Source organism: Streptomyces sp. NBC_00038 (genome assembly GCF_026343635.1).
In the GTDB taxonomy this organism is placed as follows: domain Bacteria; phylum Actinomycetota; class Actinomycetes; order Streptomycetales; family Streptomycetaceae; genus Streptomyces.
Window position 1 is genome coordinate 1,579,255 of record NZ_JAPELQ010000001.1, and the last position, 19,722, is coordinate 1,598,976.

At 69.5% G+C, this 19,722-nt stretch carries 16 protein-coding genes; 9 read left to right on the plus strand and 7 right to left on the minus strand.

Going from position 1 to position 19,722, the window contains the following annotated elements; genetic code table 11:
- Window positions 1–39: 39 nt before the first annotated feature.
- Both OG219_RS07335 and OG219_RS07340 read left to right on the plus strand, forming a co-directional pair.
- Window positions 40–1,065 (plus strand): ABC transporter substrate-binding protein, encoded by a 1,026-nt coding sequence (locus tag OG219_RS07335; protein ID WP_266824090.1) that lies wholly within the window; start codon window positions 40–42, stop codon window positions 1,063–1,065.
- A gap of 52 nt (window positions 1,066–1,117) precedes the next feature.
- Window positions 1,118–2,230, plus strand: coding sequence for an FAD-dependent oxidoreductase (locus OG219_RS07340; RefSeq protein ID WP_266824091.1), 1,113 nt, complete (start codon window positions 1,118–1,120; stop codon window positions 2,228–2,230).
- A 16-nt stretch (window positions 2,231–2,246) separates the two neighbouring features.
- Here OG219_RS07340 and mltG read toward each other — a convergent pair whose 3' ends face one another.
- Together mltG and OG219_RS07350 are read right to left on the minus strand one after the other, a co-directional pair.
- Window positions 2,247–3,089 carry an endolytic transglycosylase MltG gene (gene mltG, locus OG219_RS07345; RefSeq protein ID WP_266824092.1) on the minus strand — a complete coding sequence of 281 codons (843 nt, stop codon included), beginning with the start codon at window positions 3,087–3,089 and terminating at the stop codon, window positions 2,247–2,249.
- Between the two features lie 43 nt (window positions 3,090–3,132).
- A complete protein-coding gene (locus OG219_RS07350) occupies window positions 3,133–4,932 on the minus strand; it encodes an ABC transporter ATP-binding protein (RefSeq protein WP_266824093.1) in 1,800 nt (599 codons plus the stop codon).
- Between the two features lie 137 nt (window positions 4,933–5,069).
- On the opposite strand from OG219_RS07350, the gene OG219_RS07355 reads away from it, so the two are divergent.
- Window positions 5,070–5,525 carry a MarR family winged helix-turn-helix transcriptional regulator gene (locus OG219_RS07355; protein WP_266824094.1) on the plus strand — a complete coding sequence of 152 codons (456 nt, stop codon included), beginning with the start codon at window positions 5,070–5,072 and terminating at the stop codon, window positions 5,523–5,525.
- A gap of 118 nt (window positions 5,526–5,643) precedes the next feature.
- Here the strand turns inward: OG219_RS07355 and OG219_RS07360 are convergent, their stop codons facing one another.
- The gene (locus OG219_RS07360; RefSeq protein WP_266824095.1) at window positions 5,644–7,047 is read right to left on the minus strand and encodes a cation:dicarboxylase symporter family transporter; all 1,404 of its coding nucleotides are present in this window, start codon (window positions 7,045–7,047) and stop codon (window positions 5,644–5,646) included.
- Between the two features lie 159 nt (window positions 7,048–7,206).
- Window positions 7,207–8,823, minus strand: a complete 1,617-nt coding sequence (locus tag OG219_RS07365; protein ID WP_266824096.1) for a peptide-N4-asparagine amidase — start codon at window positions 8,821–8,823, stop codon at window positions 7,207–7,209.
- A gap of 271 nt (window positions 8,824–9,094) precedes the next feature.
- Between OG219_RS07365 and OG219_RS07370 the strand changes: the two genes are divergently transcribed.
- The 4 genes from OG219_RS07370 (at window position 9,095) to OG219_RS07385 (ending at window position 13,725) form a co-directional block, all read left to right on the plus strand.
- On the plus strand, window positions 9,095–10,927 hold the full coding sequence (locus OG219_RS07370; RefSeq protein ID WP_266824098.1) for an ABC transporter ATP-binding protein: 1,833 nt from the start codon (window positions 9,095–9,097) through the stop codon (window positions 10,925–10,927).
- Window positions 10,924–12,705, plus strand: coding sequence for an ABC transporter ATP-binding protein (locus OG219_RS07375; protein WP_266824100.1), 1,782 nt, complete (start codon window positions 10,924–10,926; stop codon window positions 12,703–12,705). The genes OG219_RS07370 and OG219_RS07375 overlap by 4 nt, the downstream gene beginning before the upstream one ends.
- A gap of 237 nt (window positions 12,706–12,942) precedes the next feature.
- On the plus strand, window positions 12,943–13,413 hold the full coding sequence (locus tag OG219_RS07380; protein ID WP_266824102.1) for a DUF5709 domain-containing protein: 471 nt from the start codon (window positions 12,943–12,945) through the stop codon (window positions 13,411–13,413).
- Between the two features lie 36 nt (window positions 13,414–13,449).
- A complete protein-coding gene (locus OG219_RS07385; protein ID WP_266824104.1) occupies window positions 13,450–13,725 on the plus strand; it encodes a type B 50S ribosomal protein L31 in 276 nt (91 codons plus the stop codon).
- Window positions 13,726–13,742: 17 nt separating this feature from the next.
- Here the strand turns inward: OG219_RS07385 and OG219_RS07390 are convergent, their stop codons facing one another.
- Window positions 13,743–14,537, minus strand: a complete 795-nt coding sequence (locus tag OG219_RS07390) for a metal-dependent hydrolase (protein ID WP_266824106.1) — start codon at window positions 14,535–14,537, stop codon at window positions 13,743–13,745.
- Window positions 14,538–14,682: 145 nt separating this feature from the next.
- On the opposite strand from OG219_RS07390, the gene OG219_RS07395 reads away from it, so the two are divergent.
- The gene (locus tag OG219_RS07395; protein ID WP_266824108.1) at window positions 14,683–17,196 is read left to right on the plus strand and encodes an RNA helicase; all 2,514 of its coding nucleotides are present in this window, start codon (window positions 14,683–14,685) and stop codon (window positions 17,194–17,196) included.
- 19 nt (window positions 17,197–17,215) lie between these two features.
- A complete protein-coding gene (locus OG219_RS07400; protein WP_266469070.1) occupies window positions 17,216–18,082 on the plus strand; it encodes an acyl-CoA thioesterase II in 867 nt (288 codons plus the stop codon).
- 64 nt (window positions 18,083–18,146) lie between these two features.
- On the opposite strand, the gene OG219_RS07405 is transcribed toward OG219_RS07400, so the two are convergent.
- Both OG219_RS07405 and OG219_RS07410 read right to left on the minus strand, forming a co-directional pair.
- Complete coding sequence (locus OG219_RS07405) at window positions 18,147–19,142, minus strand: DUF6397 family protein (RefSeq protein WP_266824111.1); 996 nt, start codon at window positions 19,140–19,142, stop codon at window positions 18,147–18,149.
- 128 nt (window positions 19,143–19,270) lie between these two features.
- Window positions 19,271–19,684: a roadblock/LC7 domain-containing protein gene (locus tag OG219_RS07410; RefSeq protein WP_266824113.1), complete on the minus strand. Its 414-nt coding sequence runs from the start codon at window positions 19,682–19,684 to the stop codon at window positions 19,271–19,273.
- Window positions 19,685–19,722 lie beyond the last annotated feature (38 nt).

Here is a 19,722-nt window from a genome sequence, read left to right on the forward strand (position 1 = left end):
CTCTCGCTTGCACCAAACCCTCACCTGAACGGATTCGCCATGCGACGACGCCTCGCCCCCGCCGCTCTGCTCCTCCCCATGGCCCTGCTCCTCTCCGCCTGCGGCGGCAACTCGGCGGCCGACACCGGCTCCGGGACCGACGGCAAGGGCGACGTCACGCTCAACGTCGGTGACCAGAAGGGTGGTTCGGAGGCGGTGCTGCGTGCCGCCGGAGAGCTCGACAACCTCACCTACAAGATCAAGTGGTCGACGTTCACGTCCGGCCCGCCACTCCTTGAGGCCGTCAACGCCAAGGCCGTCGACATCGGTGGGGTCGGCAACACCCCGCCGGTCTTCGCGGCGGGCGCGAACTCGAAGATCTCCGTGGTGGCGGCCTGGCACGGCACGTCCAAGGGCGAGGCCATCCTCGTGCCGGAGGACTCGTCGCTGAAGAAGCCGGAGGAGCTCAAGGGCAAGTCGATCGCCGTGGCTCAGGGGTCGTCGGCGCACTACCAGCTGATCGCCTCGCTCAAGGAGGCCGGGCTGGAGCTGAGCGACGTCCAGGTGAAGTACCTCCAGCCCGCCGACGCGCTGGCCGCGTTCACCAGCGGCAAGGTCGACGCCTGGGCGGTGTGGGACCCGTACACCTCGCAGGTGCTCCAGGGCGGACAGGGCAGGATCCTGGCGGACGGGGACGGTGCGGTCAACGGACTCAACTTCCAGGTGGCGGCGCCCACCGCACTCGCGGACAAGGAGAAGGCCGCGGCCGTCAAGGACTACCTGGACCGGCTGCGGCGCGCCCAGGACTGGGTCTACGACCATCCTCAGGAGTGGGCCGAGGTCTGGGCGAAGGACACCGGACTGCCGTACGAGGTGGCGCTGGCGTCGGTGAAGCGCACCAACGCCTCCCGAGTCCCGGTGGCCGTCGACCAGCCGCTCATCGACTCCGAGCAGCAGATCGCGGACACCTTCACCGGCCTGAAGCTCATCCCGAACAAGGTCGACTTCGCCGACTTCGTGGACACCCGCTTCAACGGCGACCTGCCGCCGTCCACGACCGCGCCTCGCGTCTACAAGGAGTCGTAGCCACGACCGGCCCTCCGGGAAGATCCCGGACCCCGGTCCGGTTGGTAGAAGCGTGAATAACACCGGGGTACAGGCACGCGAAGTCGACACGGAGGTCGGCACCGATGTCGATGTGGTCGTGATAGGCGCTGGGCAGGCCGGACTGTCGAGCGCCTATCACCTGCGGCGCACCGGCTTCGAGCCCGGGCGTGACTTCGTGGTCCTGGACCACGCGCCGCGTCCGGGCGGCGCCTGGCAGTTCCGCTGGCCGTCACTGACGTACGGCAAGGTGCACGGGATGCACTCCCTGCCCGGCATGGAACTGACCGACGCGGACCCCTCGCGCCCGTCCGCCGAGGTCATCGCGGAGTACTTCGACGCCTATGAGCGCGCCTTCGAGCTGCGGGTGCGCCGGCCGGTGGACGTGCGCGCGGTGCGCGAGGGCTCCCGGGGGCGGCTGCTCGTGGAGACCTCGGCCAGGGCCTGGTCGGCGCGTGCGCTGATCAATGCCACCGGGACCTGGGACCGGCCTTTCTGGCCGCGTTATCGCGGGCAGGAGACCTTCCGTGGGCGGCAGTTGCACACGGCGCAGTACCCGGGCCCCGAAGAGTTCGCCGGACTGCGGGTGATCGTCGTGGGTGGCGGCGCCTCCGGCACCCAGCATCTGATGGAGATCGCCCCGTACGCGGCCGCGACCACCTGGGTGACGCGCCGGCCGCCCGTCTTCCGCGAGGGTCCCTTCAACGAGGAGTTCGGCCGGGCGGCCGTCGCGCTCGTGGAGGAACGGGTCCGTCAGGGGCTCCCGCCGAAGAGCGTCGTCTCGGTGACCGGACTGCCGCTGAACGACGCGATCCGGCAGGCCCTGTACGACGGCGTCCTCGACCGGCAGCCGATGTTCGACCGGATCACACCGGACGGTGTCGCGTGGGACGACGGGCGGCATGTGGACGCCGACGTCATCCTGTGGGCGACCGGGTTCCGGGCCGCCATCGACCATCTGGCGCCCCTGCGACTGCGTGAGCCGGGCGGCGGCATCCGTGTCGAGGGGACGCGCGCGGTCGCCGATCCACGGGTCCATCTCGTCGGTTACGGCCCCTCGGCAAGCACCATCGGCGCCAACCGGGCGGGACGCGCCGCGGTGCGGGACATCAGGCGGCTGCTGGCGGGGGCGCCGGTCGCCGCGTGATGCCCCGTACGACGGATCAGCGGGTGGGGCTCGGGGAGGTGCTCTTCCGGTTCTGGTTGAACTCGGCGACGTTCTTCAGGTGCTCCTCGTAACTGGCCGTGAAGCGCGTGTCGCCCGGCTTGACCGTGACGAAGTACAGCCAGTCGCCCGGGGTCGGGGCGATCGCGACACGCATCGCCTCCTCGCCGGGGTTGGCGATCGGCGTGGGCGGCAGGCCCATGCGCTGGTACGAGTTGTAGGGGCTGTTGATCTTCGTGTCGTCCTGGCTCGTGTTCAGGGTCGAGCGGTTGAGCGCGTAGTTGATGGTGGAGTCCATCTGGAGCGGCATGCCCCGCTCCAGGCGGTTGAAGATGACGCGGGCCACCTTCCCCATGTCCTCCTTGGTCGCCGCTTCGGCCTGGACGATGCTCGCGATGGTGACCGCCTGGTAGACGTTCATCGCGTTGCGCTGCGCCCCGGCGGTGACCGGGGCCTTGTTGAACTTCTGGTTCGCGGTGCTGACCATGAAGGACAGCAGCGACTCCGGAGTCGCCTTCTTGTCGATCGGATACGTCGCCGGGAAGAGATAACCCTCCGGGTTGCCCTCCGCGTCGTTCGGCAGCTTCAGGTTGGCCTTCCCGAGCGACTTCTTGGCGGTGCCCGGCGGCACCCGGAGGGCCTTGTCGACGGCGTCGTAGATCTGTCCGGAGCGCCAGCCCTCCGGGATCACGAGGGCCGCAGGCGGCGCGGCCTCGCCTCCCGTCCTCAGCAGCGGCACCGCCACGGCGGTGGCCGCCACGACGGCTCCGGCCGCGATGAGGGCGCCTCGGCCCCGGCGCGTCAGTCGAATCGTGCTCCGTGGCGGAGTGTTCATCTGCATGCGGGCACGGTAACCCGCTAATGCCTACAAACCCGACATATCTTCATCTTGTCGGCTCCAATTGGGCGTCCCGGTGGACGAGGGCGGCATAGCGCCCGTCATGCTCCAACAGCTCCTCGTGCGTGCCCCGTTCGACCGCGTGGCCGGAGTCGAGGACCACGATCTGGTCGGCGCCACGAATGGTGGACAGCCGGTGCGCGATGGTGAGCGTGGTCCGGTTGGCCGACAGCGCGTCGATGGCTTCCTGGACGGCGTGCTCCGTACGGGTGTCCAGAGCGCTCGTCGCCTCGTCGAGGATGAGCACCGGCGGGTCGCGCAGGATGGTGCGGGCGATGGCGAGCCGCTGCTTCTCGCCGCCCGAGAACCGGTGGCCGCGCTCGCCGACGACCGTGTCGTACCCGTCGGGCAGGGACGCGATGTGGTCGTGGATCTGGGCCGCCCGCGCCGCCGCCTCCAGCTCCTCGTCGGTGGCGTCCGGCTTGGCGAAGCGCAGGTTGTCGGCGACCGAGGCGTGGAAGAGGTACGTCTCCTGCGATACGACGCCGACCGCGCGCGCGAGCGTGTCGAAGTCCAGGTCCCGTACATCGACCCCGTCGAGGGTGACCCGCCCGCCCGTGACGTCGTACAGCCGCGGCACCAGATAGCTGAGCGTGGACTTCCCGGCACCGGTCGGGCCGACGACGGCGAGACTGCCGCCCGCGGGGACGGTGATGTCGATGCCGTCGAGGATCGGGCCGCTTCTGTCGTCGTAGCGGAACTCGACGTCCTCGAAGCGGATCTCGCCCTTGACCCGGTCGAGGTGGACGGGGTTGTCCGGCTCGGTGATGTCTATGGGGAGGTCGAGGTACTCGAAGATGCGCTGGAACAGGGCGAGCGAGGTCTGGATCTGCACGCCGGTGGACAGCAGGCTGACCGTCGGCCGGAACAGGCCCTGCTGGAGCGAGACGAAGGCGACGAGTGTGCCGATCGTCACGGTCGGGCCGCCGAGCTGGAAGGCGATGCCGGCGGTCCAGTAGATGACGGCGGGCATGGCGGCCATGACGATGGTGATGACGGCCATGCGCCAGCGGCCCGCCATGTTCGACCTCACTTCGAGGTCGACAAGGCTCTCGGATTCGTCCCCGAAGGACTTCGTGAGCGAGTCGGCGCGGCCCATGGTGCGGCCGAGCAGGATGCCGCTGACGGAGAGCGACTCGGTGACGGTGGCGGCCATCGTGGCCATCTGCTTCTGGCGCTCCGTGGCGATCTTCTTGCGCTCGCGGCCGACCCGGCGGCTGATCCAGACGAAGATCGGCAGCAGGAGCAGCGACACGGCGGTGAGCCGCCAGTCCAGCGCGAGCATCGCCACGATCGTGGCGACGACGCTGGTGAGGTTGGAGACCAGCGAAGTGGCGGTGGAGGTCACGGTCGCCTGCATGCCGCCGATGTCGTTGGCGATGCGGGACTGGACCTCGCCCGTGCGGGTCCGGGTGAAGAAGGCGAGCGACATGTGCTGGAGGCGGCCGTAGACGGCGGTGCGCAGGTCGTGCATGACGCGCTGGCCGACGGTCGTGGAGATCAGAGTCTGCAGCACGCCGAAGACGCTGGTGACGACCGCGCTGAGGATCATGCCGAGCGCGAGCAGGCTCAGCAGACCGGTGCGGCCCTGCGGGATCGCCACATCCAGGATTTCCTTCAGCAGGAAGGGCGTGGCGACGGAGACGAGGGAGGCGGCGCCGACCAGCAGGCCGACGACCGCGAGACGGCCACGGTAGGGCCGGAAGAGTTTCAGGATGCGGCGCACCTGCCGAGGCTGTTCCTTGTCGGCAGGTGACGGGGTCCAGGTGGGCCGTTCGGGACGCATGGGCTCCTACGGGAGATGAGACGACGATGACTTGGGGTGACCAGTGATCACGACTTGCGGAATTTAGTGACGCCTGGCGGAGCATAGCTCATTGTTACCTATACTCACAATGAACAAGGTCCTGATATTGTTCCCACATGACCACCCCCGATGCCGACGGCCTGCTCGCCGAGCAACTGCTGCGGCTGACCCGCCGAGTGCACCGCATCCAGAAGCGCCATCTGGAGCATCGTGAGCTGGGCATCACACCGGCCCAGTCCCGGCTGCTGCGCACGCTCGCGCACTACAGCTCACCGCCACGCATGGCCGATCTGGCCGCGCGCCTGGAGGTGGTGCCTCGCGCCGTGACCACCCTGGTCGACGGCCTGGAGGCGAGCGGCAAGGTGCGCCGGGTCCCCGATCCCACCAACCGGCGGGTGATCCGCATCGAGGTCACGGAAGAGGGGCGCAAGGCCCTGGGGGAACTGCGCGCCGCCCGCCGCTCGGCCGCGGAGGAGATCCTCGCCCCGCTGACGGACGGGCAGCGCGAGGTGCTCGGCGGGCTGCTGAACACGCTGGTGGACGGGGTGCCGAGGCCGGACCACGACTGCTGAGGTCCCCCACTGCACACACGGTGGGTCCGCCACCACGAGAGGCCGCGCAACGGGCCGCGGCGCCGACTCCGTACCACTGGAGTCGGCGCCGCGGCCCGTCCTGGAATCGCTCACCCGGTCAACTGACCTCGGAAGCGGTCTCCTTGGCTGTCTGCACGGGCACGTCGGCCTTGGCCGGCTGCGGCTCCCGTACGGGCGCCACCGGCTCCTCCGCTTCGTCCTCCTCCACGAACACGATCTCCCCGTCCAGCACCTTCTTCGCCCGGTCCGTGTCCAGCGCGCCCTCCCAGCGAGAGACTGCGAAGACCGCGACACAGTTGCCGAGCAGGTTCGTCACGACACGCATCGAGTCCATGATGCGGTCGACACCCAGGAGCAGGGCGACGGCGCCGGCGGGGATCGCCCCCAGGGAGGACGCGGTCGCGGACAGCGCGAGGAAGGCCGAACCGGGAATGCCCGCCATGCCCTTGCTGGTCAGCATGAGCACGAGGACCACGGTGATCTGCTGGCCGAGACTCAAGTCCACGCCTACCGCCTGCGCGATGAACAGCGTGCCGATGGACAGGTAGAGCGAGGCGCCGTCGAGGTTGAAGGAGTAGCCCGTCGGCAGCACCAGACCCACGGCGTCGTCACGGGCGCCGGCCCGGCGCAGCTTCTGCATCACGCGCGGCATGACCGACTCGGTGGAGGCGGTGCCGAGCGCGAGGAGCATCTCCTCGCGGATATAACGCAGGAACTTCCAGAGGCTGAGTCCGGTGACCATCTTGAGGGCGACGGCGAGCAGCGCGATGAAGAGCGCCGCGGCCGCGTAACACAGGATGATCAGCTTGGCGTACGTCTCGATCACACCGAGCCCGTACTGGCCGATCAGAACGGCCATCGCGCCGAACACCGCGATCGGGGCCAGCCTCATGATGAAGCCGACGACCGCGAAGATGATCTCCTGGGCCTGCTCGATGGCGGGCAGGACCTTCGGCACCTTGGTGTGGCCGAGATGGAGCAGCGCGGCACCGACCAGACAGGCCAGGATCAGCACCTGGAGCAGGGAGTTCTCGGCGAATGCGCCGATGAAACTGGTGGGGATCGCGTTGACGATGAACTCGGTCGTCGAGGGCAGCGAGCCGCCCCCCGTCTTCGCGTCGACCGCCGAGGTGTCGAGCGTGGACGGGTCGACGTTCATGCCCGAACCGGGCTGGACAACGTTGGCAGCGACCAGACCGATCAGCAGAGCGGCCGTCGACGCGACCTCGAACCAGATCAGGGCCTTCAGCCCGATCCGGCCGAACGCCTTCAGGTCTCCGGCCTTGGCGATACCGACGACGACCACGCAGAACACGAGCGGCGAGATGATCGTCTTGATGAGGCGGGTGAAACCGTCGCCGAGCGGCTGAAGGTCCGTGGCCACGTCGGGCCACAGCTTTCCGACGATGATTCCGAGTACGAGCGCGCAGGCGACCTGCGCGAACAGTGAGGTACGCAATATGTGTGCGACGCGTCGCGGGGACGGTACAGACGGCGGCACGGGGCACTCCTCCGAACGACTTCTGGGATGCGGAAAAGCGCTTCCGCGATGATCACTATTGAGGAGTGATTGATTCCGCTGGAGACCTCCGTGTCACGTCCATGTAAATCATGGACGTGACACGGAAGTCTCCCCAGGGCCTCCGCGACCTCTGTCGCCTCAGCAGTCGCTGCGGTCCTCCGTCAACACGCCCTGCACGGTGACCAGGCTGCGGTCGTAGCACCCGGCCGAGCCGTACAGCCGGTAGCGCTCACTCGTCGTACCGACCGCGTGGCGCTGGTCACGCGGCACGTTCGCCGTATACGTCGCGTCACCCGCGTAGGTGTCGTCGAGCCGGGACCACGAGGTGCGCCGCCCGCCGCGCGTCTCGTCGACCGCCGCCCGGTCGCCGAGGGTGAGGACGGTGCGCAGCCGGTCGTCCGTGCCGAGCGTGGTCGTTCCGTCCATCGTGTACGTGCGCTGCGTGCGCGTCGCGGTGGCCGGCCCCCGCCCGTCGACGGTGACCGTCTCGTCGTCGGTCCAGGTGGCCTTGAGCCCGTCCGTGTTCTCGCCCTCGGTCCAGCGGTGCACGGAGGCGTTCGCCAGCTTGCGGCTCACCGTGGTCTTCACCCGGCCGTGCGAGGTGTCGACGTACCCGGCGACCGTCAGCCGGTGACCGCCTTCGGTGTCGAGACGGTGTTCCGAACCAGGCGTGTACGTCGAGGAGTTGGCGAGAGTTCCCGCCTTGACCTCCGTGAGCGCACCGCTCACGTGCTCGCTCTTCGCGTCCTGCCAGACGAGGACGTTGACCGGAGCGCTCCAGCCGGTCTGCCCCTCGGGGACGCCCACGACGGAGACGTCGATCCGGTGCGGGCGGCCGTCGTTGAGGAGTCCCGCGAACGGCGTCAGGTCGTACTCGACGGGCTTGATGTCGAAGGCACGCGGGCCCGGAATCACGTACCAGAGGAAGGGGTTGGACCAGCCGCCCGTCCACACGGTCGGGAACGGCTCGGCGATACCGGCGAGTTGACCGTCGACCTTGATCTGCACTTCCCGGTAGGGGCCGTTGTCGGCCTTGCAGGAGTACGGCGCCGGCTCGGGCACCGTCAGATACCAGTACTCCTCACAGCCGCCGCCGGACCCCGTCGCGTACACCTCGGCGACGATGCGCTCACTGTTGCGCGGAGTGGTGAGGGCGCCGTCCTGAAGGGTGAGGACGCGGTCGGGGGTCGCGGCCTCGGCCTTCTTGGCGGTGCCCTCGGCGGCGTAGAAGGTCAGCGTGACCTTGACGTCGATGATGCCGGTGTACGTGTCGTCGACGACGTTGCCGATGAGCATCTCGACGGGCTGTTCGGTGCGCAGAGTGTCGCTGTACCGCGTGACGTCCTTCTCGACGGACCACTCGATGCCGTCGGGCGAAGGCTGCGGAGTGGACGTACGGAAAACCTCGACGCCACCGATGTGGAGGTAGCCGAGACGGTCGTACTGCCGCCCCTTGACGTTGCCGTCGAGCCGCAGCACGACCTTGCTCCAGCGGTCGCCGCAGTCGCCGGGCGGCGTGTAGTCGCCCTCGTACGGCGTGAAGTTCCTGAACTGCGCCTGGGCGACGGTGACTTCGCATGATCTCGTGTCGGGCTTGGTGACGGGCGACGCCGCGGTCAGCGGGTCGTGCCAGTCGGTGCCGAACTCGGCGGGCGGGTCGGCGAATTGGGCGGCGGACGCCGGGCTCGCTCCGAGGAGGGTGCTCGCCACGAGGGTCGCCCCGGCGAGCATGGACATGATGATCCGTCTTCTCATGGGCGGTGTTCTACGGGGAGTTGGCCCCGGCCGCAATGAGGCCCTTCCGCCACACCGGTCCCTCAGGCCTTCAGGTCCACCTTGTCACTCATCACCACGGCCGGGTGGGGGGCTGAATCTTTGCCCTGGGGCGAAAAATCGTTTGCTTTCGACCACGCTGCGACGCGAACCTTTCACGGTTTGTTGCCGACGGATGTCGAGCTCCGCGGGGTCGATCGGCCGCGGATTTCACGGTTACCTCCACCCCCCTGACACGAGCCACTGGGACGTCATGCAGATTCAAGACCTTCCGTATCCCGACCCGGGAGTGCCTGACGCACGCTCGGGTCCCCGATTCCTGTGGTGGCTCGGCCGCAATCAGCTCGGTGGGCAGGTCAAAGCCCTCGCCTGGGGACTGCTGCACTTCGTGTCGGTCTCCGGACTGCCGTTCTGCGTAGGCCTCGCCGTCCAGGCCGCCGTCGACCGCTCCGGCACACGGCTGGCGCTGACCGGCGGACTGATGGTGCTGTGTGGCGCGGGCATCGCGCTGGGCGAGGTCATGCTGCACCGTGCCGCGGTCACCAACTGGATCCTGGCCGCCGCACGCGTCCAGCAACTGCTGGCACGCAAGACCGCTCAGCTCGGCTCCGCGCTGACCCGCCGGGTCGCGGCCGGCGAGGTCGTCGCGGTCTCCACCGGCGACGTCGAGAAGATCGGCTGGTTCGTGGAGGCCGTGTCCCGGTTCACGGCGGCGGCGCTCACCATCGTGCTGGTCTGTATCGGCCTGGTCGTCTACCAGCCGGCACTGGGTGTGATCGTCGCCGTGGGCGTGCCCGTCCTGGCGCTCGCTGTGCTGCCGCTGCTGCCCCGGGCCACCAGGCGCGCCGACTTCCAGCGCGAGAAGGCCGGCCGCGCCACCGAACTGGCCTCGGACACCGTCGCGGGCCTGCGGGTGCTGCGCGGCATCGGCGGCGAGGAACTGTTCCTCGACCGCTACCGCCGCGCCTCCCAGGAAGTGCGCCATGCGGCTGTACGCAGTGCCCGGATGTGGTCCCTGATCTCGGCGGTCCAGGTACTGCTGCCCGGTCTGCTGCTGATCGCCGTCGTCTGGCACGGCGTGGGTCTGGCCCGCGACGGCCGGATCACGGTCGGCGAACTGGTCACCGTGTACAGCGCGGTCATGCTGCTCACCTACCCGCTGCGGCACTTCGAGGAGATCGCCATGGCGTACTCCTTCTCGCGCCCGTCCGCCAAGCGCGCTGCCCGGGTGCTCTCGCTCGAACGCGCCATGGACAGTGGCGGGTCGCGATCGGCGGAGGTGCCGACCGGGGATCTGTACGACCCCGCGACCGGGCTGCTCGCGCCCGCCGGACGGCTCACCGCCGTGGTGTGCGGTGACCCGGACCTGGCGGGACTGCTCGCCGAGCGGCTGGGCGGACATCCCGGCGTCGAGGGCGCTTCGGCGCTCCTCGGCGGCGTACCGCTGGACGAACTGCCCCTCGACTCGGCCCGTACCGCCGTCCTCGTCCAGGACAAGGACCCGGTGCTGCTGTCCGGCTCGCTGCACGAACTCCTCGACGTGCCCTCGTCGGGCGCGGTGAGCCCCGCCGAGGCCTTGGCGGCCGCACAGTGCGGCGACGTCCTTGACGCGCTCGCCCAAGGGTCGCTGGAGGCGGAGGACCCGATGGACGCCCGCGTCACCGAACGCGGCCGCTCCCTGTCGGGCGGCCAGCGGCAGCGCCTCGCACTGGCCCGGTCGCTGATCACCGACCCCGAGGTGCTCGTCCTCGACGAGCCGACGTCCGCCGTCGACTCGCACACCGAGGCACGGATCGCCGACGGCGTGCGCTCGCTGCGCACCGGCCGCACGACGGTGGTCCTCACCTCCTCACCGCTGCTCCTGGACCACGCGGACCGGGTCGTGCTGGTGCACGAGGGCCAGGTGGCGGCGGTCGGCGTCCACCGCGAGCTGCTGCACAGCGAGCCGCGGTACCGGGCCGTCGTGACCCGCGAGACCGACGAGGAGGCCTCGGCCGACGGCGCGCTGACAGACGTACTGGACGAAGAAGCCGTACTGGACGACGCGCTCGAAGACGTACTGGAAGAAATCGAGGAGACCGCATGATCGGCCTGGCGCCACCGGCGTACGACCCGGCGGCCCCGACGACGGCGAACACGCTGCCCGTCGGCGCCCCCGCGACCGTACGCGCCTACGTGGTCGAACTGTTCCAACGGCACCGCCGGGCCTTCCTGCTGCTCGTCACCGTCAACACGGTGGCCGTCCTGGCCTCGATGGCCGGGCCCTATCTGCTGGGCTCGGTCGTCGAGCGGGTCTCGGACCAGGCACGCGAACTCCATCTGGAGCGCACGGCCGCGCTGTTCGTCCTCGCGATCGTCGTACAGGCCGTGTTCGTACGTCAGGTACGGCTGCGCGGGGCCATGCTCGGCGAACGGATGCTCGCCGACCTGCGTGAGGACTTCCTCGTACGTTCGGTGGGGCTGCCCCCCGGCGTGCTGGAGCGGGCCGGAACGGGCGACCTGCTGTCCCGCATCACCACGGACATCGACCGGCTCGCCAACGCGATGCGCGAGGCGGTGCCCCAGCTGGCCATCGGCGTCGTGTGGGTGGCCCTGCTCCTCGGTGGACTCGCCGTGACGGCGCCGCCCCTCGCGCCCGCCGTGCTGGTCGCCGTACCGCTGCTGGTGGTCGGCTGCCGCTGGTACTTCAAGCGCGCACCCTCCGCCTACCGCTCGGAGGCCGCCGGATACGCCGCCGTGGCCGCCGTCCTCGCCGAAACGGTGGACGCCGGGCGCACCGTCGAGGCACACCGCCTGGGCGTGCGCCGTATCGACCTGTCGGATCGCCGAGTCAAGGAGTGGACCTCCTGGGAGCGCTACACGCTCTTCCTGCGCTCGGTGCTCTTCCCCGTCATCAACGCCACCCACGTCACCGTCCTCTGCTCGGTTCTGATGATCGGCGGGGTCTTCGTCCTGCAGGGCTGGATCGGTGTGGGCCAGCTGACGACGGGCGCGCTCATCGCGCAGATGCTCGTCGACCCAGTGGGGCTGATCCTCCGCTGGTACGACGAGTTGCAGGTCGCTCAGGTCTCGCTGGCCCGGCTGGTCGGTGTCCGGGACATCGAGCCCGACGCGGGCGACCCAGGGGTGGCCCCGGACGGGCGCGACGTGCACGCGGACCGGGTGCACTTCGGCTACCGCGCCGGCGTGGACGTACTGCGCGACGTCTCCCTGGCGGTCGCGCCCGGCACCCGGCTCGCCCTGGTCGGCCCGTCCGGCGCGGGCAAGTCCACGCTGGGCCGACTCCTCGCCGGCATCTACGCGCCCCGCGACGGCCGGATCACCCTCGGCGGCGCCGAACTGTCCCGGATGCCCGCCGAGGAGGTGCGCTCCCATGTGGCCCTGGTCAACCAGGAGCACCACGTCTTCGTGGGCTCCCTGCGCGACAACCTGCTGCTCGCCCGGACGGGTGCCGTCGACGCGGAGCTGTGGGCGGCGCTCGGCGCGGTCGACGCGGACGGCTGGGCGCAGGCCCTCGACGACGGCCTGGACACGGAGGTCGGGTCGGGCGGGCTCGGACTCACCCCTGCCCAGGCCCAGCAGATCGCGCTGGCCCGGCTGGTGCTCGCGGATCCGCACACGCTGGTCCTGGACGAGGCGACCTCGCTCCTCGACCCGCGCGCGGCCCGTCACCTGGAACGCTCCCTGGCCCGCGTCCTCGACGGCCGCACCGTCGTCGCCATCGCCCACCGGCTGCACACCGCCCACGACGCCGACGTCATCGCCGTCGTCGAGAACGGCCGCATCAGCGAACTCGGCAGCCACGACCAGCTGGTCGCCGCCGACGGCGCGTACGCGGCACTGTGGCGGTCCTGGCACGGGTGAGCGAGCGGGCCGCGCCGGTCCTCCATGGGCGCCCCTGAATTGCCGTGGGCGCCCATGCTCGGACCGTGTGGCGTTGCGCGGTGCCGAAGGGGGGTGGAAGGCTGGACGTGGACACCGGCCCGGGGAACCCCCGGGAACCACCCGGTTCGCACCGGGTGACACCTGTGTCCAGCGGCCCGCGCGCCCGCCGTCGAGCGCGGCGGTACCGGGCCCGGCCCGCACCACCTGGAGGTACCCGTGGACAGCGCCGACGGATGGGGAGACGACGTCTACCAGCCCGACGGATCCGAGGTACAGGACGACGCGGGGCTGCTCGACGCCGAGGACACCCTGGACACCGACGGCGTCGGTGATCCCCTCGACCGTGGCTGGTCCCCGCCGGACCGGCCGTGGGCGGTGGAGCACTCCGGAGTGACCGCCGAGGAACGCCAACGGGGCGAGACCCTGGACCAGCGTCTCTCGGAGGAGCTCCCCGACGTCGCCGAACCCGACGGGGACGGCATCGGCGACTGCGAGGGCACCGACGGCGAACCTCTGGACAACGAGGTGGGCGCCCTCCGCTCCGGCCGTCTCGTGGCCCCCGACGAAGGGGCACACGAAGACGAGGAGAGCGGGCTCATCGCCACCGACGTAGGCATCGACGGCGCAGCGGCCTCCGCCGAGGAGGCCGCGATGCACATCGTCGACGAGGACACCCTGTCCGGCTGACCGGCCCTCGTCACTCCCCCGCAAGGAGCACCCACCATGCAGCAGGACAAGCAGCCCGACTACCACGCCGTCGTCTTCCGCGACCGCGCCGCCGGCTACGCCTTCCTCACCCGCTCCACCGCGACGAGCGACAACACCATCGACTGGGACGACGGCGAGACCTACCCCGTCGTCGACGTCGAGATCTCCTCGGAGAGCCATCCGTTCTACACGGGGAAGGCGCGGACGGTGGACACGGAGGGCCGGATCGCTCAGTTCGAGCGGCGGTACGGGGGTGCGGGCCAGGAAAGTGGCGGGGCCGCCACTGAGTGACCACGCGGCACGGTCACTCAGAAGACATTGAGCGCCGCCGCACACCCCACCCCGCCCAGCAGTATGAACACCGGCATCAGCACCTTGAGCTCCACCCAGCTGCCGGCCCTGAAGCGCAGCGCCTTGGGCGGGCCGATCGGGTACCAGCGCTTCCGGCCGACCGGGATGGGCCACAGGATCGGGCAGCCGGAAACCGTCAGGGCGTCCCCGATGTCGTGTACCAGGGCGCCCAGGACGATGGGCAGACCGAGCCACAGGTACTCCTGACCCGGGGCTGTGAACAGCCAGTCCGCGCCGTTGCCCGGCTTGTCCAGGGTTCCGGCGAGGATCCAGGCGCTGGTCGCGGCCAGCAGCCAGACCAGGACGTCGGCGCTGGAACCACGGGTCGCCCGCCAGAGCAGCCCTTCGATGGCGAGCACCAGGTGCACGAAGAGGATGGCCAGGACCGCCCAGCGGCCTCCGGTGATCGCGGCGACCGAGGTGCCCGCGCCGAGCAGCACAGCCCAGAGCCAGGTGTGCGTCAGCGTCCGGTGCCCGCCGGAGCGCCGCGGGTCGCCCGGCTTGCGCGTCCCCTTGTAGACGGCGTACGAGAGTTTGTCGACGATCTCGCACAGACCTCGTGAGACGGGTCCGAAGGCCCGCGAGATGGTGGCCGCCTTGTGGTCCAGGTCGGGGGCGAGCGCGGCTCCCGCGCAGATCAGGGCCCCGACGAGGAGAACCGGCCAGGGCATCGTGTGACCGGCCGCGGCTGCCGCCGCTCCGACGCCGAGCCAGGCCGCAGCTCCCGACAGTGAGTGTGCTGGTCCCATCATGGCCGTTCCCCGCCCCATTCCTCTTGTGCCGCTGTCCAGTTGCCCGCATGCGCTGACGCTTCGTCGGCGCCACAGCGTAGCGTTCGTGATCTTCGGACGAGCATCCGATTCCCCCATCGAGTCGGTTCACAGGCAAGATGGGGGCGTGACCCTTATCGATCAGCTGCCGCAGACCGCAGACCCCGACGCCCTCTACGAAGCCTTCGAGTCGTGGGTCGGGGAACGCGGTCTCACCCTCTATCCCCACCAGGAGGAGGCGCTGATCGAGGTGGTCTCGGGCGCGAACGTGATCGTCTCCACGCCCACCGGCTCGGGCAAGAGCATGATCGCCGCGGGCGCGCACTTCGCGGCTCTCGCCCGCGACGAGGTCACCTTCTACACGGCGCCGATCAAGGCTCTCGTCTCGGAGAAGTTCTTCGAGCTGTGCAAGATGTTCGGCACCGAGAACGTCGGCATGCTGACCGGCGACGCCTCCGTGAACGCCGACGCCCCCATCATCTGCTGCACCGCCGAGGTGCTGGCCTCCATCGCCCTGCGCGACGGCAAGCACGCGGATGTCGGCCAGGTCGTGATGGACGAGTTCCACTTCTACGCGGAAGCCGACCGCGGCTGGGCGTGGCAGATCCCGATCCTGGAACTGCCACAGGCGCAGTTCATTCTGATGTCGGCGACGCTCGGCGACGTCTCGATGTTCGAGAAGGACCTCACCCGGCGCACCGGCCGGCCCACCTCGGTGGTGCGCTCGGCGACCCGGCCCGTGCCGCTGTCCTACGAGTACGTGCTGAGTCCGCTGACTGAGACCCTCACCGACCTGCTGGCGACCAAGCAGGCGCCCGTCTACATCGTGCACTTCACCCAGGCGCAGGCCGTGGAGCGGGCGCAGGCGCTGATGAGCATCAACATGTGCACGCGCGAGGAGAAGGACAAGATCGCCGACCTGATCGGCAATTTCCGCTTCACCACCAAGTTCGGCCAGAACCTGTCCCGTTACGTGCGTCACGGCATCGGCGTGCACCACGCGGGCATGCTGCCCAAGTACCGACGGCTCGTGGAGAAGCTGGCCCAGGCCGGTCTCCTGAAGGTCATCTGCGGTACGGACACCCTCGGCGTCGGCGTCAACGTCCCCATTCGCACTGTGCTGTTCACCGCGCTGACGAAGTACGACGGCACGCGGGTCCGGACCCTTCGTGCCCGCGAGTTCCACCAGATCGCGGGCCGCGCCGGGCGCGCGGGCTTCGACACCGCGGGTTTCGTCGTCGCTCAGGCGCCCGAGCACGTCATCGAGAACGAGAAGTCGCTCGCCAAGGCCGGCGACGATCCGAAGAAGCGCCGCAAAGTGGTGCGCAAGAAGGCTCCCGAGGGCTTCGTCGGCTGGACGGACACCACCTTCGAGAAGCTCATCGCCTCCGAGCCCGAGCCGCTGACCTCCCGTTTCCGGGTCACCCACACCATGCTCCTCTCGGTGATCGCCCGGCCCGGGAACGCCTTCGAGGCGATGCGGCACCTGCTGGAGGACAACCACGAGCCGCGCAAGCAGCAGCTGCGGCACATCCGGCGGGCGATCGCCATCTACCGCTCGCTTCTCGACGGCGGCGTCGTCGAGAAGCTCGACAAGCCGGACGCCGAGGGCCGCATCGTGCGTCTCACCGTCGATCTGCAGCAGGACTTCGCGCTCAACCAGCCGCTGTCGACCTTCGCGCTCGCCGCGTTCGACCTCCTGGAGCCCGAATCCCCCTCGTACGCCCTGGACATGGTGTCGGTCCTCGAGTCCACGCTGGACGATCCGCGGCAGATCCTCGCCGCCCAGCAGAACAAGGCGCGCGGTGAGGCCGTGGCGGCGATGAAGGCGGACGGCGTCGAGTACGAGGAGCGCATGGAGCGGCTCCAGGACGTGTCGTACCCCAAGCCGATGGAGGAGCTGCTCTTCCACGCCTACAACGTCTACCGCAAGAGCCATCCGTGGGTCGGTGACCACCCCCTGTCGCCGAAGTCGATCATCCGTGACATGTACGAACGGGCGATGACCTTCACCGAGTTCGTCTCCTTCTACGAGCTCGCCCGCACCGAGGGCATCGTCCTGCGCTACCTCGCCAGTGCCTACAAGGCCCTTGAACACACCGTCCCGGACGACCTCAAGTCCGAGGACCTGGAGGACCTGATCGCCTGGCTCGGCGAGATGGTGCGTCAGGTCGACTCCAGCCTCCTGGACGAGTGGGAGCAGCTCGCCAACCCCGAGGTGATGACGGCCGAGGAGGCCCAGGAGAAGGCCGACGAGGTCAAGCCGGTCACCGCGAACGCCCGCGCCTTCCGCGTCCTGGTCCGCAACGCCATGTTCCGCCGCGTCGAACTCGCCGCCCTCGACCACGTGAACGAGCTCGGCGAGCTGGATGCCGACGCCGGCTGGGACGCCGATGCCTGGGGCGAGGCGATGGACAAGTACTGGGACGAGTACGAGGACCTCGGCACCGGCCCCGATGCCCGCGGCCCCAAGCTGCTGTCGATCGTGGAAGAGCCGCAGAACGGCCTGTGGCGCGTCCGTCAGACCTTCGCCGACCCGAACGGCGACCACGACTGGGGCATCAGCGCGGAAGTCGACCTCACGGCCTCCGACGCCGAGGGCCGTGCGGTCGTCCGGGTCACCGACGTCGGCCAGCTGTGAGCACAGGAGAATCCCAGACATGACGAATCCAGCCGAGAGGCTTGTCGACCTGCTCGATCTAGAGCAGATCGAGGTCAACATCTTCCGTGGCCGCAGCCCGCAGGAGTCACTGCAGCGGGTGTTCGGCGGCCAGGTGGCGGGCCAGGCTCTGGTCGCCGCCGGGCGCACCACGGAAGGCGACCGGCCGGTGCACTCACTGCACGCGTACTTCCTGCGCCCGGGCATCCCGGGCGTGCCGATCGTGTACCAGGTCGAACGGGTCCGGGACGGGCGGTCGTTCACCACGCGTCGCGTCACCGCCGTGCAGCAGGGCCGCACGATCTTCAATCTGACCGCCTCCTTTCACAAGCCTGAGCAAGGGAGCTTCGAGCACCAGCTGCCGCCGGCCCGCGAGGTCCCGGATCCGGAGTCGCTGCCGACGCTGGCGCAGGAGATCAAAGAGCATCTGGGCGCGCTCCCCGAGGCATTGGAGCGCATGGCCCGGCGTCAGCCCTTCGACATCCGCTATGTGGACCGGCTCCGCTGGACCCCCGAGGAGATCAAGGACGCCGAGCCGCGCAGCGCCGTGTGGATGCGCGCCGTCGGGCCGCTGGGCGACGACCCGCTCGTGCACACCTGCGCGCTGACGTACGCAAGCGACATGACCCTTCTGGACGCCGTCCGCATTCCGGTGGAACCGCTGTGGGGTCCGCGGGGATTCGACATGGCCTCGCTGGACCACGCCATGTGGTTCCACCGGCCGTTCCGCGCGGACGAGTGGTTCCTCTACGACCAGGAGTCCCCCATCGCGACGGGCGGGCGCGGGCTCGCCCGTGGACGCATCTACGACCTGGAGGGACGCCTGCTCGTCTCGGTCGTCCAAGAGGGGCTTTTCAGGGCCCTGTAGCCTCCGGGGCCGTAGCCAGTCCGGGGTTGTGGGAAGTGCCGGGCCCGAGGGAAGTGCCGGGCCTTCAGGGGTTCTTGCGGCGCAGCCAGCCGAGCAGCCTCCGTGGCCGCTCGGGTTCCTCGGTCGCGGGCCGATCCGGCCGTCCCACAGCCGGTCCTACGGCCGGTCCCGGGCGTGGGACCGTCGGCTGTGAAGCCCTCGGCGCGGGGCGCGGAGCGGGACGGAGATCGCGGGCTTCGGCGAGAAGCTGCCCCAAGTCGGCCCGGAGCCAGCTGATCTCGTCGGCATCTTCGGCTGTCATGATCCGCGAGGCGGTGTGCGCGGCGGGAGAGTCGGGTGCACCGTGGGAGGCGCGTTCGGGCCGGCAGCGGTTCAGAAGGGCGCGCTCGTACGGATCCCTGACGATCTCGGCGACCTGGACCGTGCCGAGCAGGGACGCCACAACCGCGGCCCGCTCCCACGGGTCCTCGGTCTGTCGCAGCAGGAACCCCATGTGGCGCCCCCGCCAGTTTCGGGGACGGAGGTCCAGGCCTTCGTCCAGCTGATCGCGGAGTCCTTCTGGTGTACGGCCGCTCAGCAGCCGGGCGTTGTCCTTGTCGGCCGCGAACTGGCGCAATTCCTCTGCCAGATACAGCCACACGACCGCCCGGTACCGGTTCAGATAGAACTTCACCGGCACCACCAGCCCCAGACGCGCGAGGCGCGTGAACCTTGCGGTCGTCACTTCCATGAGAGCGGCACCCTCCTTGGTACCCACGGTCTTGACGCGGTCCCGCAGGGCCTCGGGATAGCCGTCCTCGGAGCGCACCCGGTCGATCTCCGTCCGGGAGACCCTGCGTCCTCCTCCCCCTTCATCCGGAAGGGTCCGGACGCACCCGAGCTGTACAGCGAGGTCGAACTCACCGCGCTTGAGATCGAGTTCTCGCGCGGCACGGCTGAGCGCGAGGGACGGTCGGCGTGTCCCTGCCTCTGCCGGGGCTGTGGCAGGAATAGCGGACACGGAGATGCCGGCCGCGGACGTGGCGGATTGGTCGATGGTCGTGATGGTGTTGCCGGACATGGCGGTTCTCCCCCGTCGTACGAGTTGCTCGCGCTGGCGTGCGCTTGCTTCGAGAAAAACCGTAGCCGGTTCGACGGATCTCGCGCCGAGCCTGTGGATAACTTCGACCGCGCCGACGTATGCGCAGGTCAGAGGTCTTTGACGGGCGCGCTCTTCGGATGTCGCGTATCCACGCCGAGGTGCTCGCCGACGCGGTTCACGAGCAAGGTCATCTCATAAGCGACCTGGCCGATGTCGGCCTCCGCGGCGCCGAGGACACACAGACAGCTGCCGGCGCCCGCCGCGGTGACGAAGAGCACCGCGTCGTCGAACTCGATCATCGTCTGGCGCACCTGGCCAGCACCGAAATGGCGTCCGGATCCCTTGGCGAGGCTGTGCAGACCTGACGACACGGCTGCGAGATGTTCGGCGTCCTCGCGCCGAAGTCCCGTACTCGCACCGGTCACCAGCCCGTCGTTGGACAGCACCAACGCGTGCCGTACGTGTTCGACGCGCTCCGTCAGATCGTCCAGCAGCCAGCCAAGTCCCTTGTTCTGCGCCATGATCCGGTCTCCCCGTGGTGTCGATCCCCCTGACCGGA